14 protein-coding genes are annotated in these 13,991 nt (G+C 65.2%); 1 reads left to right on the forward strand and 13 read right to left on the reverse strand.

Annotated features, from left to right (window positions below; all coding sequences use genetic code 11):
• Positions 1-4: 4 nt before the first annotated feature.
• Complete coding sequence (locus tag BUA05_RS08535; RefSeq protein WP_245790144.1) at positions 5-1,162, reverse strand: aromatic ring-hydroxylating oxygenase subunit alpha; 1,158 nt, start codon at positions 1,160-1,162, stop codon at positions 5-7.
• Between the two features lie 93 nt (positions 1,163-1,255).
• Here BUA05_RS08535 and BUA05_RS08540 point away from each other — a divergent pair, with 93 nt between their 5' ends.
• The gene (locus BUA05_RS08540) at positions 1,256-2,971 is read left to right on the forward strand and encodes an AmpG family muropeptide MFS transporter (RefSeq protein WP_072674253.1); all 1,716 of its coding nucleotides are present in this window, start codon (positions 1,256-1,258) and stop codon (positions 2,969-2,971) included.
• Positions 2,972-2,974: 3 nt separating this feature from the next.
• On the opposite strand, the gene BUA05_RS08545 is transcribed toward BUA05_RS08540, so the two are convergent.
• The 12 genes from BUA05_RS08545 to radC form a co-directional block, all read right to left on the reverse strand.
• The gene (locus BUA05_RS08545; protein ID WP_072674254.1) at positions 2,975-4,276 is read right to left on the reverse strand and encodes a bifunctional folylpolyglutamate synthase/dihydrofolate synthase; all 1,302 of its coding nucleotides are present in this window, start codon (positions 4,274-4,276) and stop codon (positions 2,975-2,977) included.
• 15 nt (positions 4,277-4,291) lie between these two features.
• Positions 4,292-5,143 (reverse strand): acetyl-CoA carboxylase, carboxyltransferase subunit beta, encoded by an 852-nt coding sequence (accD, locus tag BUA05_RS08550; RefSeq protein WP_072674255.1) that lies wholly within the window; start codon positions 5,141-5,143, stop codon positions 4,292-4,294.
• A complete protein-coding gene (gene trpA / locus BUA05_RS08555; RefSeq protein ID WP_072674256.1) occupies positions 5,140-5,934 on the reverse strand; it encodes a tryptophan synthase subunit alpha in 795 nt (264 codons plus the stop codon). The genes accD and trpA overlap by 4 nt, the downstream gene beginning before the upstream one ends.
• Before the next feature lie 366 nt (positions 5,935-6,300).
• Complete coding sequence (trpB, locus tag BUA05_RS08565; protein ID WP_072674258.1) at positions 6,301-7,515, reverse strand: tryptophan synthase subunit beta; 1,215 nt, start codon at positions 7,513-7,515, stop codon at positions 6,301-6,303.
• Between the two features lie 85 nt (positions 7,516-7,600).
• Entirely contained in the window at positions 7,601-8,236 is a 636-nt protein-coding gene (locus BUA05_RS08570) for a phosphoribosylanthranilate isomerase (protein WP_072674259.1), read from the reverse strand.
• Positions 8,237-8,246: 10 nt separating this feature from the next.
• Positions 8,247-8,765 (reverse strand): GNAT family N-acetyltransferase, encoded by a 519-nt coding sequence (locus BUA05_RS08575; protein WP_084662548.1) that lies wholly within the window; start codon positions 8,763-8,765, stop codon positions 8,247-8,249.
• Positions 8,762-9,436, reverse strand: coding sequence for an orotidine-5'-phosphate decarboxylase (gene pyrF / locus BUA05_RS08580; RefSeq protein WP_072674260.1), 675 nt, complete (start codon positions 9,434-9,436; stop codon positions 8,762-8,764). Before pyrF ends, BUA05_RS08575 begins: the two co-directional genes overlap by 4 nt.
• Positions 9,433-9,828: a LapA family protein gene (locus BUA05_RS08585; protein WP_072674261.1), complete on the reverse strand. Its 396-nt coding sequence runs from the start codon at positions 9,826-9,828 to the stop codon at positions 9,433-9,435. The genes pyrF and BUA05_RS08585 overlap by 4 nt, the downstream gene beginning before the upstream one ends.
• A gap of 65 nt (positions 9,829-9,893) precedes the next feature.
• Positions 9,894-11,204, reverse strand: coding sequence for an adenylosuccinate lyase (gene purB, locus BUA05_RS08590; RefSeq protein WP_072674415.1), 1,311 nt, complete (start codon positions 11,202-11,204; stop codon positions 9,894-9,896).
• 84 nt (positions 11,205-11,288) lie between these two features.
• Positions 11,289-13,022, reverse strand: a complete 1,734-nt coding sequence (locus BUA05_RS08595) for an SGNH hydrolase domain-containing protein (protein WP_084662549.1) — start codon at positions 13,020-13,022, stop codon at positions 11,289-11,291.
• The gene (locus BUA05_RS14755; RefSeq protein ID WP_158093700.1) at positions 13,019-13,189 is read right to left on the reverse strand and encodes a hypothetical protein; all 171 of its coding nucleotides are present in this window, start codon (positions 13,187-13,189) and stop codon (positions 13,019-13,021) included. The genes BUA05_RS08595 and BUA05_RS14755 overlap by 4 nt, the downstream gene beginning before the upstream one ends.
• Positions 13,189-13,959, reverse strand: a complete 771-nt coding sequence (gene radC / locus BUA05_RS08600) for a RadC family protein (protein ID WP_084662550.1) — start codon at positions 13,957-13,959, stop codon at positions 13,189-13,191. Before radC ends, BUA05_RS14755 begins: the two co-directional genes overlap by 1 nt.
• Positions 13,960-13,991 lie beyond the last annotated feature (32 nt).

A 13,991-nucleotide genomic window follows, 5' to 3' on the forward strand; every position in this document is an offset into this window, starting at 1 on the left:
CGCCTTAGCAATGGGGCGAAGGCTGGTTCGCCGCCTGCAAGGCATCATGCACGATCTGATCGAACCGCGCGATCCCGCCTTCGAGCGTGCCGAGTGTCAGGTGATCAATCGCGCCTGACGCAAGGCCCTGTTGGCCAAGTTCGGCGGCGCGGAAATCTTCAGAGGCGAACACCCCGCCATCGAGCAAGTTCCAGCTGCGCTCCCAATGGGCCAGCGCCTTTTCGGTCGCGGGCGCTTCGGGGATCAGCATGAAATCCTCGACCAGCGTCAGATCATGCGCCTGCGGCATCAGCACCATCACGTTGACGTAATCAGGACTGGGAACGATGATCGTCGCGGGCAGGAGCTGGTAGGCAAAGGTCACCACCCGCCGCAGCGCGGCCATATCGGTGAGGTCGATGCTCGCCATTTCCTCCAGCCGACCGACGGCCGAGCGTTGGTGCGGGCCGATCTGGTCGCCGGTGGTGATCCCGTCCTTGAAGAAAGGGCCGATCGTGGCGGCATGCAGGCGCGTGACATGATAGCTTTCAAGGAAGGCATCCATGATCAGCTTCCAGTTGCCTTTCACGGTATGGGTCTTGCGCCGGAACAGGTGCGCTTGTGGCATGCCGAAGGCGGCAAGATCATGGCCCAGGGCGCGGGCATGGCTGAAATCGGCATCGGCCTGCGGGGCGAACCAGATCAGGCCCCCCGCCTCGATGCTGGGCAGTTCGACGAGGCCGTGATCGGCCTTGTCCAGACCGGGGAAGGTCTCGGGCCGGGGCAGGGCCATCAGCCCGCCGTCGAGCCGGTAGGTCCAGGCATGATAGGGGCAGACCAGCCGCTTGGCGCATTGCACCTCATTACCTTCGACCAGCCGGGTGCCGCGGTGGCGGCAGACATTGAGGAAGACGTGGGCCGTGCCCCCGGCATCGCGGGTGATCAGCAGCGGGCGGCCGGTGGCATCATGTGGCACCGCCATGCCGGGTTCGGGCAACAGCGCGGAAGGCGCGATCACCTGCGGCAGGCGGTCGAACAGCGCCGCCTTTTCGCGCGCGAAGTGATCGGGGCAGGTATAGTTGCTGGCGGGCACGGTCTGGATGGCGCCTGCCACCTTGGTCCGGCCTTCACGGATCGCCTCGGCCAGTGCGAGTTGTCCCTCGGTCGGACGCAAATCGGGCATATCTGTTGCGGCAGCGTTCATCGCTCTTTGCTCATCCTCTCATGCGGGCCTAATGGTGCAGGCAAATGGCGATGAGAACAAGGATCGATATCGATGGCTGAAGCGCAAGGCGGCAAGCCGGGCTGGGCTGCGGTGTTGCGCGCGATGGGCCAGCGCAAGACCGGCTATATGGCATTGTTCGGCTTTGCCAGCGGCTTGCCCTTCGCGCTGTTCCTCGGCACGCTCTATGCGTGGTTGTCCGAGGCCGAGGTTGACCTTGAAACGATGGGCGTGTTTTCGCTGATCGGCCTGTCCTATGCCTTTCAGTTCCTGTGGTCGCCGCTGATCGACAAGGTCAATATTGCGGGCTTTTCGCGGCTGGGGCGGCGCAAGCAATGGATGGTGCCGGCGCAATTGCTGCTGGGCGGGATTCTGGTCACGCTCAGCCTGCTCGATCCGGTGAGCCAGCTCGGCTGGTTTTCGCTGCTCGCCGGGATCGGGGCCTTCGCCTCGGCCACGCAGGACATTGCCATCAATGCCTGGCGCATCGACGTGGCGGACGAGAAGGCAACGCTCGATATTCTCTCGACCGTCTACCAGATGGGCTATCGCCTCGCCGCGCTGGTAGGCGGCGCCTTTGGCCTGATTATTGCCGCGCGGATCGGCTGGCCGGAAACCTATGCGCTGATGGGGCTGATCCTGCTCGGCATCGGCGCGCTCGGGCTGTTCGCGCCCGATACCAAGGTGGGCAATGTGGATGACGATGCCGCCTCGGATGCGCAGCTGCTGGCGCTGCGCAGCGCCGGGGAACTGCGCCCCGAAATCCGCGCACGGGCGCTGGCGCTGGTGGGGGTGCTGTGGGCAGGCGCGATCGGCGTGGTGCTGACCTTCATGGTCATGTCGCTCGCTTTTCCGCCCGATCAACGGCCCAATCCGACCGAATTCACGCTGACGTACGGCCCGTGGATCATCGTGGCAACAGTGGTGCTGCCCGCGCTGATCGCCGGGTGGCTGGCGGCGCAAAAGCGCGACGGCACCAATCTGTTGGCCGAAGACGCGCCGCCGGCAACCGGGGCAGGGTTCGCGATGGATCACCTCTATCGTGCGCTGGTGCTGCCGCTGGTGGAGTTCGTCGGGCGCATGGGCTGGAGCCTCGTGCTGATCCTGGCGCTGGTGCTGACCTACCGGATCTGTGATGCGATCTGGGGCACCTTCGCCTATCCGTTCTATCTGGGCGAACTGGAATACACCAATGACGAAGTCGCCTTTGCCTCCAAGTTCTTCGGGGTGGGGGCGATCATCGCCGGACTGGCGCTGGGGGGGTATCTGCTGACGGTGCTGGGCCGGATGCTGACGCTGACACTGGGCGCGCTGCTCGCGGCGCTGACAAACCTGCTCTATGCCGATCTCGCCATCGGCGGGGCGCGGATGCAGGCGGCGAGCGATGCAGTGGGCTTCACCTCGGCGATCAGCCAAGTGCCGGTGATCGGCAGCCCCGCACTGGCCAAGCTGACCTTCACCGTGATGTTTGAAAATCTCGCGATCGGGATTGCGGGCGCGGCCTATATTGCGTGGCTCTCCTCCATCGTTTCGAAGCAGTACAGCGCTGTGCAATATGCTCTGCTGTCTTCGCTGACGCTGCTGGTGGGGACGCTGGGGCGCGGGGCGCTGGGCGAGATGATCGAGGATCGCGGCTATTTCGATGTCTTCGTGCTGACGACGCTGATCGGCTTTGTCGCGGTCGCTCTATGCCTTGCCGAATGGTATCGGCAGGCGCGCAAGGGACGGGCTGCGGGGGTGGTGACGCCAGAGGTGGTACCGGCAGAGTAGCGCTTAATCTGGCAGCTCGTCGTTGAGCCGCAGCACCTCGCCCGCGAGGTAGAGCGAGCCTGCGATCAGGATCGGGAAATCATCCGAAGACACGCCTAGCAGGGCGTCCTCCAGATTCGATGCCGCGCGGGCCTTGGCGCCGAAAGCTTCGACCGGGTGGCACTCATGGCCCGGGACGGGAACCACGGTCAGCGTGCGGATACGCTTGCCGAGCGGTTCGATGATCGCGCGCGGGTCCTTGCCCTCGATCATGCCGATGACGAGGTGGAGCGGGCCGTCGAAATGCGCCGCAATCACCGCTCCTGCGCTCGGGTTGTGACCGCCGTCGAGCCAGACCTGCTGCGCAGAAACGAGCGCGGTCAGCGGGCCTTCACCGAGGCGCTGCATACGCGCTGGCCAACGGGCGGCGCGAACGCCTTTGAGGATCGCATCGTCGGATACCGCAATGCGTGTCTGAGCACGTAGCATTGCAGCGGCGAGACCGGCGTTCGTCATCTGGTGTTCGCCGACTAGCGAGGGTGAGGGCAGGTCGAGTTCGCCGAGCCTGTCTTCGAGAAACCCGCTATGCGAACCGATGTACCAATCCTTGTTGTGGGCAACGAGGATCGCGCCAACGCGCTCGGCCACAAGCGCGATTTCGCGGTTTGGCTTCTCGCCGTTGTTCATGGCAACCAGCGGCACGCCCAGCTTCGCGATCCCGGCCTTTTCAAACGCGATCCGCGCCATCGGCTCTTTCGGCACGCCGTCATCGGGCGCCAGCAGAAACCGTTCGTGATCGAGGCCCAGTGCGGCGATCCCGCAGGCGGCGAGCGCCTCTGGTTCCAGCACATTGGTCGCATCGAAGCGCCCGCCCATGCCGACTTCGACCACGCAGGCATCGGCGGGCGTGCGGGCAAAGGCGAGGAAGGCGGCGGCGATGGTGACCTCGAAGAAGCTGGGGCCGAGGTCTTCGCCCGCATCGAGCACCTCGTTGAGGGTCGCGGCCAACTCGGCATCGGAGATCAGCTCTCCCGCCAACCGGATGCGTTCATTGTAGCGCACCAAATGGGGCGAGGTGGTGACGTGGACGCGGTATCGTTGCGCCTCCAGCATCGCCCTCAGAAACGCGCAGGTCGATCCCTTGCCGTTGGTGCCTGCAACGTGAAACACCGGCGGCAGAGCGCGGTGCGGATTGCCGAGCCGTTCCATCAAGGCACGGATCGTATCCAGCCCCAGCCGCCCCTGCGGCACGCTCAGCGCGCTCAGCCGGTCAAGCTGAGCCTGAACCGCCGGATCATCGGATCGGCCGAAATCAAGCGGTTTCATGGGCAGGCTAGCGGATTACGCCGCCTTCACCGGCTGGAGATAATCCAGCACCTGACCCAAGGTTGCCTTCAACTCGCGGCGGGGGACGACCATGTCGACCATGCCGTGCTTGTGCAGGTATTCGGCGCGCTGGAAGCCTTCGGGCAGCTGTTCGCGGATCGTGTCCTGAATCACGCGCTGGCCCGCAAAGCCGATCAGTGCGCCGGGTTCGGCAATTTGGATGTCGCCGAGCATGGCATAGCTCGCCGTCACGCCGCCGGTGGTGGGGTCGGTCAGCACCACGATATAGGGCAGCCCGGCCTGCTTCAGCCTGCGCGTCATCACCGTGGCGCGCGGCATCTGCATGAGGCTGAGAATCCCCTCCTGCATCCGCGCCCCGCCTGCGGCGGTGACCACAATATAGGCGCAGCCGCGATCCAGCGCCTTTTGTGCACCTTCGCAAAAGGCCTGTCCCACAGCCATGCCCATTGATCCGCCCATGAAGCTGAAATCCTGCACCCCGACCACGGCGGGCCGCGTTTCGATGGTGCCTGAACCGACCACAAAGGCATCCTCATGCGGGTTGGCGGCGCGCGCGGCCTTCAACCGGTCGGTATATTTCTTGGTGTCCTTGAACTGCAGCGGGTCTTCGGTGACGCGTGGCAGCGGCAGCACTTCAAAGCCGGGGTCGAGCAGCAGCCCTAGCCGCGCATCCGCGCCGATCCGCCCATGATATTCGCATTTCGGGCAGACTGAAAGGTTGTCCTCGTACTCGGCCACGAACAGCATTTCCTGGCACGACGGGCACTTGATCCACAGATCACGCTCGGTGGATTTCTTGTCGGTGCTGAAGCCCATCGAGTTACGGACGCGGGTGAACCAGTTCATGTTGCTTGCTCCTGTCGGGCGGCGTGAACCGCTTGGGCGAGGGCTGACGTCAGCTCCCTTAGCTTGGCCGGAGCCGCAACGCCATATTCGCCGCAGATTTCCACCAACGCCGAGCCGACCACCACGCCATCAGCCACATTGGCGATGGCGGCGGCCTGTTCGGGCGTGCGCACCCCGAAGCCGACCGCAATGGGCAGATCGGTTGATTGCTTGAGCCGCGCAACCGCTTCTTCAATGCTGGCCTGCACGGCCTGCTGCTTGCCGGTGATCCCGGCAACCGAGACGTAATAGAGGAAGCCTTCCGAGCCTGCGAGAACCTGCGGCAGTCGGGCGGCGTCGGTCGTCGGGGTGGCGAGGCGGATCGGGGCGATACCCTTGGCACGCAATGCCGGGCCGAGCGCGTCGTCCTCTTCGGGCGGAATGTCGACGCAGATCACGCCGTCAACGCCCGCAGCGGCAGCGGCATTAGCGAACCACTCCGGCCCGCGTCGCACCATCGGGTTGGCATAGCCCATCAGCACCAACGGCACATTGGGGTGCCGCGCGCGAAATTCGGTGGCGTAGCGCAGCACGTCAGCGGTGGTCGTGCCCGCGCCAAGGCTGCGCAGATTGGCGCTCTGGATCGCTGGGCCATCGGCCATCGGATCGGTGAAGGGCATGCCGAGTTCGATCACGTCTGCGCCAGCTTCCACCAGCGCATCGAGATTGGCCGCCGTGTCACCATCGCCTGCGGTGATGAAGCAGACGAGCGCGGGGCGGGCGGCGGCGAAGGTGGTGGTGAGGCGGGTCATATTCCGACGTTGTCTGTGAAGCAGCCTACGATAAACACTATCGGGGACATTATGGCTGATACGAGCCATGCCTCTGGTGAAATGTAAGTGGATAGCTCGCCTGTCTTAAGAACGGCAAGGAAGGGGATTGCCAACAGTCCGAGGAAGATCCCTCGCTTGAGGTTAAAGCTGCGGACCATGCGTTCCCCAATCGATGGTTTCGCCCCTAGGATCGACCCGAGTTCCTGCTTTCGATGCTTCAAAGTCACGTTCTATCCAGTTTCCCGTCACCCCGGACTTGATCCGGGGTCCAGCTTCCTTCCGCGCGGATGGAAAAACCAGCGGGATCTCGGGTCAAGCCCGGGAAGACGGGGGAGGGCGTGGGGCTCAAAGCTCCACCCCAAGCTTTTCCGCCACAGTGAAGATGTCCTTGTCGCCGCGCCCGCACAGATTCATCAGCATGATGCTGTCCTTCGGCATCGTCGGCGCGACCTTCGCCACGGCGGCAATCGCGTGCGAGGGCTCCAAAGCAGGAATGATCCCCTCGGTGCGGCAGAGCAGCTTGAAGCCTTCCAGCGCCTCGTCATCGGTGACGGCGGTGTATTCGACGCGGCCCGATTCCTTCAGCCACGCGTGCTCCGGCCCGATGCCGGGGTAGTCGAGGCCCGCGCTGATTGAGTGGCCTTCGGTGATCTGGCCGTCTTCGTCCTGCAACAGATAGGTGCGGTTGCCGTGGAGCACGCCGGGCGATCCGCCGAGCAGGCTGGCGGCGTGCTGATCGCCGTCGAGCCCGTGGCCTGCTGCCTCGACGCCAAGCATCTTCACGTCAGCATCATCGAGGAACGGGTGGAACAGCCCCAGCGCGTTCGATCCGCCGCCGATGCAGGCGACCAGCAGATCGGGCAGGCGGCCCGTTCGCGATAGCATCTGCGCGCGGGCTTCCTTGCCGATCACGCTCTGGAAGTTGCGCACCATCTCGGGATAGGGGTGCGGGCCTGCCGCGGTGCCGATGATGTAGAAAGTGTCGTGGACATTCGCGACCCAGTCGCGCAGCCCTTCGTTCATCGCGTCTTTCAGGGTCGCGCCGCCGCTGGTGACGGGCACGACCTCGGCCCCCAGCAGCTTCATCCGGAACACGTTGGGCGATTGCCGCGCCACGTCCTCTGCGCCCATATAGATCACGCAAGGCAGGCCGAACCGCGCACAGACCGTGGCGGTCGCCACCCCATGCTGGCCCGCGCCGGTTTCGGCGATGATGCGGGTCTTGCCCATCCGCATGGCAAGCAGGATCTGCCCGATACAATTGTTGATCTTGTGCGCACCGGTGTGATTGAGCTCGTCGCGCTTGAACCACACCTGCGCGCCGCCCAACTCCTCCGTAATCCGGGGCGCGAAATAGAGCGGCGAGGGGCGGCCGACATAATGTTCGAGCAGATCGTCGAACTCGGCCTGAAACGCGGGATCAGCCTGCGCCGCACGATATTCGCGTTCCAGATCGAGCACCAGCGGCATCAGGGTTTCAGCGACATAACGTCCGCCGAACTGGCCGAAATGGCCCCGCTCGTCAGGTTGGTTGCGGAAGGAGTTGAGAGGAGTGTTCATCAGAAGGTCAATGCCGTTCGTGTCGAGCGAAGTCGAGACACTTGTTGCGCGGAAGGCCTCTTGACTACGCTCGAGGCAAACGGGGTCAGGCGGATTGGGCCGCTTTGCAGAAGGCGGCGATTTTGTCCACGTCCTTGACGCCCGGAGCGCTTTCCACGCCGGAGGAGGTGTCGACCAGTGGCGCACCGGTCAGGCGGATCGCGTCGGCAACATTGGCGGGGGTGAGGCCGCCCGCCAAGCCCCACGGCGTGGGCGACTTGTAGGCTCCGAGCAGGCTCCAGTCGAAGCGGGTGCCATTGCCGCCCGGCAACCCGCTGGCGGGCGCATCGAACAGAAGAAGGTCAGCTGCCCGGTGGAACCGCGCCGCCTCAGCCAGCGATTCGGCATCCCGCACACCCATTGCGCGCCATGCTTCGACGCCGGTATCGGAGCGGAAGCGGGCGAGGGCCTCGGGCGTTTCCTGCCCATGGAACTGCACCACATCGGGCCGCACTTCGCGTAACGCTTCGGCCAGCGTCGCGGGCGACGGGTTCACCACCAGCACCACCACCTTGACTTGCGGCGGCACCAATTGGCGCAGGCGCGCAGCCTCGGTCAGCGACAGATGACGCGGGCTTTTTTCAAAATGCACCAGCCCGACATAATCTGCGCCTGCCCGCACAGCGGCGGTCAGGGTTTCGGCGGTCGAAAGGCCGCAGATCTTGACAAGGGTGGAAGGCATGGGGCCGTCCCTACGCCGGGCCGAGCGGCTTTTCCAGCACCGCGAAAGTCACCGGCGGATCGCGCAGCACCGGGAAGGGGCGGGTTTCGCCGGTGCGCAGGTATCCGCGCCGTTCATACCACGCGATCAGCGCGTCGCGGCTGTCGATCACGGTCATTTCCATCGCTGCGATGCCTTCGCCGCGCGCATGCTCCTCCGCCGCATCGAGCAGCCGCCGTCCGAGGCCCGCCGATTGCAGGTCGGGCGCAACGCACAGCATCCCGAGATAGGCGAGGGCTGCGTCCTTGAAGGTCACCGCGACGCAGCCGATCAGCGCCTCATTGTCCCTGGCCCCTTCGCGGGCGGTCAGGATCGTAACCGCCGGATCGGCCAGCAATGCTTCGATCTCACCGGGGCCGGTGCGCTCATCGTCGAGAATATCCGCCTCGTGGTTCCACCCGCGCCGCGCCGATGAGCCGCGATAGGCGGCTTCGATCAGGGCTTTCAATGCGGTGGCATCCTTGGGTGACGCCGCTGCGATTGCGATCAAAGCGTCGCCTCGATCGCCCGCGCGGCGGCTTCCGGGTCTTCGGCGCGGCTGATCGGGCGGCCGATCACCAGCACGCTCGCGCCATTGTCGCGCGCCTGTCGCGGCGTCACCACGCGCTTTTGATCGCCAGTGCCGTTTCCGCTGGGGCGCAGGCCGGGAACGACGAAGTAGCCGTCCTTCCACGCCTTTTTCACAAAGCCGACTTCCTGCCCGGAACATACCACCCCGTCCAATCCCGCCGCATGGGCGAGTTCGGCCAGGCGCATCACCTGTGTTTCGGCGCTGCCGTAAACGCCGGTGGCGGTCAGATCGTTCGCGTCGAGGCTGGTCAGCGTGGTCACGGCGACGACCTTGCAGCCTTCTGCCGCCGCCGCCTTGGCGTCTTCCATCATCGCACGCCCGCCGCTGGCGTGTACGGTGACGATCGCGGGTTCATAGACGTGGATCGCCTGCATCGCAGCGGCCACGGTGTTGGGGATGTCGTGGAATTTGAGATCAAGGAAGATCGGCAGGCCCAGATGCGCGATTTCATGTACGCCATGGCTGCCATGGGCGCAGAAGAACTCCAGCCCCAGCTTCACCCCGCCAATATGCGATTTGACCTTGCCCAGCAAAGCCTTGGCCGCTTCCAGCTGCGGCACGTCAAGCGCGAGATAGACCGGGTTGCTCATTTGCTGCCTTCCCCTTCGCCGCCGGCATCGACGGGGGACAGCGGATCGGGCGTTTCTCCCGGCCCTGTCCCGGATTTATCCACAGGTGTGTCCACGCCCCTCGCAACCGGTGTGGCGGGCGCTTGTGGTTCATGATGACGCGCCAGCGCGGTGTGCTTCAGGGAGTTTTCCAGCGCCCGCACACGGCGATCAAGTCCCCACTTGACGCTCAGATGATAGGTCCAGGCAGGCAAGAAACCCAAGGCAAAGGCGAGCAGCGCCAGCACCGGCAGCCTGGTTTCCATCACGAGATTCTGCCACAGCGTCACCTCCACCGGCTTCCAGTTGTAGATCGCGAAGATCAGGAAGGAGATGAGGGCGAGCACGCCGATCATGGTACGCAGGATCTTCACAGGCGGTTTGCCCCCCGTTGGCACAATCGTGCGGCAAGCCTAGGCGATTTGCGTCCCATGTCCAGTTAGCCGAAAACCCGCGCAAAGATCGTGTCGACATGCTCGAAGTGGTAGGCAAGGTCGAACTTCTCTTCGAGTTCTGCCGCAGACAGCGCGGCTGTCACCGCGCTATCGGCCTTGAGCAGATCGAGCAGCGACAATGCGCCGCCCGATTCCCACACCTTCATCGCGTTCCTCTGGACGAGGGCATAGGCATCTTCGCGGCTCACTCCGGCCTGCGTCAGCGCCAGCAGCACGCGCTGCGAATGGACCAGCCCGCCCATGCTATCGAGGTTCTTGAGCATCCGTTCTGGGTAGATCAGCAGCTTTTCGACCACGCCCGTCAGCCGCGCCAGCGCGAAGTCGAGCGTGATGGTCGCGTCCGGCCCGATGAAGCGTTCGACCGAGGAATGCGAGATATCGCGTTCATGCCACAGCGCGACATTTTCCAGCGCGGGCAGGGCATAGGCGCGGATCATCCGGGCCTGTCCGGTGAGGTTTTCGGTCAGGATCGGGTTGCGCTTGTGCGGCATTGCGCTGGAACCCTTCTGGCCGGGGGAAAAATATTCCTCGGCCTCCAGCACTTCGGTGCGTTGCAGATGGCGGATTTCCACCGCGAGTCGCTCGATGCTGCCAGCGATCACAGCGAGCGTGGCAAAATACATCGCGTGGCGATCACGCGGGATGACCTGCGTCGAGACGGGTTCGATGGCGAGGCCCAGCTTCTCGGCGACATGGGCCTCGACCTCCGGATCGACATTGGCGAAGGTGCCGACCGCGCCGGAAATCGCGCAGGTGGCGATTTCCCTGCGCGCCGCAACCAGCCGTTCGCGGCAACGGTCAAACTCGGCATAGGCCTGCGCCAGCTTCAGCCCGAAGGTCACCGGTTCGGCATGGATGCCATGGCTGCGGCCAATCGTGGGCGTGTATTTGTGCTCCATCGCGCGGGTCTTGATCGCGGCCAGCAGCGCGTCGGTATCGGCAATCAGGATATCGGTCGCGCGGGCGAGTTGCACTGACAGCGTGGTGTCGAGCACGTCCGAACTGGTCATGCCCTGATGCATGAAGCGCGCCTCGTCGCCGACCTGCTCGGCCACCCAGGTGAGGAAGGCGATCACATCATGCTTGGTCACGGCCTCGATCGCGTCGATCGCGTCGACGTCGATCGCGGGATTGGTCGCCCACCAGTCCCACAGCGCCTTGGCTGCGGATTTCGGCACCACGCCCAACTCGCCCAGTTTTTCGGTCGCATGCGCCTCGATCTCGAACCAGATGCGATACTTTGCCTCCGGCTCCCACAGGGCGGTCATGGCAGGGCGGGCATAGCGGGGGACCATCATCGACTCCGGTTGGCAGGTTTGGCCGGAGCGGTAGGGAAGGGGGGCGGTCAAGGCAAGATCACCGCTTGCCGTGCGCAGGTTTCAGGGCCGCAGCAGTTCCGAGCCGATGGTCGCCATCACACGCGCGGCCGCGGGGGTGGTCATGTGACTCCCGTCCCAGTAGTTGAGCTGGCCGTGCTGACGCAGCAGGCAGCGTCCATCGGGGCACAAGGGCGCTTGCGCATCGACATAGGTGAAGCGCGGGTCGCGCGCGGCAAAGGCGCTCAGCATGGCGCTGACCTCGCGCCCCTCGGCACGGGCGGCGGGATAGCTGTCGGGGCAATCGACGTTGCGCCACGCGCGGCAGCGAAGCCAGCCGTGCTCCAGCAGCGGCCCCGCTGCCCATGCGGTCGGCGAATTGCCGACGATAATGACGCGGGTCTGCGGCGGCAGAGTGTCCGCAAGCCCCGCCATCGCTTGAACCAGATGGGTCCCGCCTTTGCCGAAGGTGGTGCCGAGCGGCGCGTCGGAGCCATCAGCGTAGAGCATGCGTTCCCAGCGCTGTGCCCAGATTACGGTGCGCACCTGACGTTCCGCAACCAGTTCTGTCAGGCGCGCTGCGAGCCCGCGGCAGGCCGCGCCTTCGGGGTCGCCGGAAAGCCGGTTCGACACAGCGCCCGCAGACAGGCAGCCGGGATTGCTCAGCAACGCACCTGTGCCGAAGCGTGCGGTGGCCGCATCGAAGTATTGTGCCGCGTGGCTATCGCCATAAAGCACAAAGGACAGTGGTCGGCGGTCCTGCACGATCACCTGCGCCGAGGCATTGGGCGGGCGCAATCCGGCCAGCCGCTGCGCCTCGGCACCGCTGCGGGGCAGCAGCACGGTCAGATAGCCCGCGCCGCCCGCGGCGAGCGGCACGATCAGCGCCGCGCTGCACGCCAGCACCAGCCGCGCCGGGCGGGCAAGCGCGCGGCGTCGGCGCACCGGTTCTTCCAGCCAGCGCCACGATGCCGTCCCCAGCGCAAGCGCGGCGAAAATGCCGGCCACAGTCACGATCATGGGGAGCGGCCCGAACCAGACATAATGGAGGAAGAACAGCACCGGCTGGTGCCACAGATAGGTGCCGAAAGAGATCATCCCCAACAGCACCAGCAGCCGCCAGCCGAGCAGGCGGGCTACGCCCGTGCCGCTTTGCGCAAACAGGATGATCAGCGCCGTGCCCAACGTGGGCAGCAGAAACAGCGGGCCGGGGGCCGGGGTCTCCGGGCCGATCAGCCAGAGCCCGGCCAAAATCAGGCAAAGCCCGGTCGTGGCAAGCCAGCCGTTCTTGCGCGGCGCCTTGGGCAGCAAGGCGCAGGCCGCGCCCAGCATCAGCTCCCACATCCGGGTCGGCAGCAGATAGAACGCCGCCACCGGCCAGCGCGGTGCCAGCCACAGCGCCAGCGCGAAGCTCGCCAGCCCGAGCAACGTCACCAGCACCAGCATCGCATCCTTGCGCCAGCGTGATGCCCCCATAAGCAGCAGCGGGAACATGAGGTAGAACTGCTCCTCGACCCCCAGCGTCCAAGTATGGATCAGGGGCTGCAAACCCTCGGCACTTTCGAAATAGTCTGTGCCGCGCGCGAATTGCAGGTTCGCCGCGAAGACCGATGCTGCGATGAGAGCCTTGGAAAATTGATGGAAATCCTCGGGCGTCAGGATCGCCCATCCCGTGATCGTGGTGGCCGCAAGCATCGCTGCCAACGCTGGCACGATCCGCCGCACCCGGCGCTCGTAAAAGCGCCACAGGCCAAAACGCCCTTCAGCCAGCTCGCCAGCGATGATCGCGGTGATCAGATAGCCAAAAACACGTCGACCCCGGTAAAGCCGCCCGGCAGCATGCCCGGATCGGCGTGATGCAGCACCACCGGCGTGATCGCGATGGCGCGCAGCCCGTCGATTTCGGGGCGATAGACGACCCGTCCGGTCTGCATCTGCGGTCCCGGCAGCGTGGCAGCGACCATCAGATCAGCCCCTTGGCCCTCAGCGAGGTGTGCCCCTCGCGCCCGATGATGACATGATCGTGGACGGTCACCCCCAGCAGCCGTCCGGCCTCGGCGATGCGCTTCGTGATCTGGATGTCGGCGCGGCTGGGCTCAGGGTTGCCGCTGGGATGGTTGTGGACAAGGATCATCGCGCTCGCGCCGACATCCATCGCCCTGCGGATCACTTCGCGCGGGTGAATCGCGGCTTCATCGATCGAACCGTCGCCCAGATGGTGATCCTCGATCAGGCGGTTGCGCGTGTCGAGGTACAGGATGCGCACCCGCTCGACGGTCAGATGCGCCATGTCGGTGGTGAGATAATCGATCAGCGCCTGCCAGCTTCCCAGCACCGGCTTCCTGATGATCTCGCCGCGCGTCATCCGGCGGGCGGCGGTGGCGACACTCAGCAGCGCGGCGGCGCTGGTTTCGCCCACGCCCTTGACCCGCTGCAATGCCCTGGGATCGGCGTTGAGCACGCCTGCGAGACTGCCGAACTGCGCAATCAGCGCCTTGGCCACGGGTTTGGTGTCGCCCTGCTTGATCGCGGCGAACAGCAGGTATTCGAGCACTTCGTAATCGGCCAGCGCCTCGGCCCCGCCGGTCAGCAGGCGCGCGCGCAGGCGGGCGCGATGGCCAGCCCCGGCGGACTTGCCTGCCCCCGCGACCGGCTCTGGCCCGTCACCAAACTCGAATCCGTCTTCAGCTCCCGGCAATGCGACCCCCGGCAGGAATTGACCCTGCTCTCTCATTGCCTTTGGGCAGCGATGCGCGCAAGGGTGAG

Origin of the sequence: Erythrobacter sanguineus (genome assembly GCF_900143235.1) — a bacterium.
In the GTDB taxonomy this organism is placed as follows: Bacteria; Pseudomonadota; Alphaproteobacteria; order Sphingomonadales; family Sphingomonadaceae; genus Erythrobacter; species Erythrobacter sanguineus.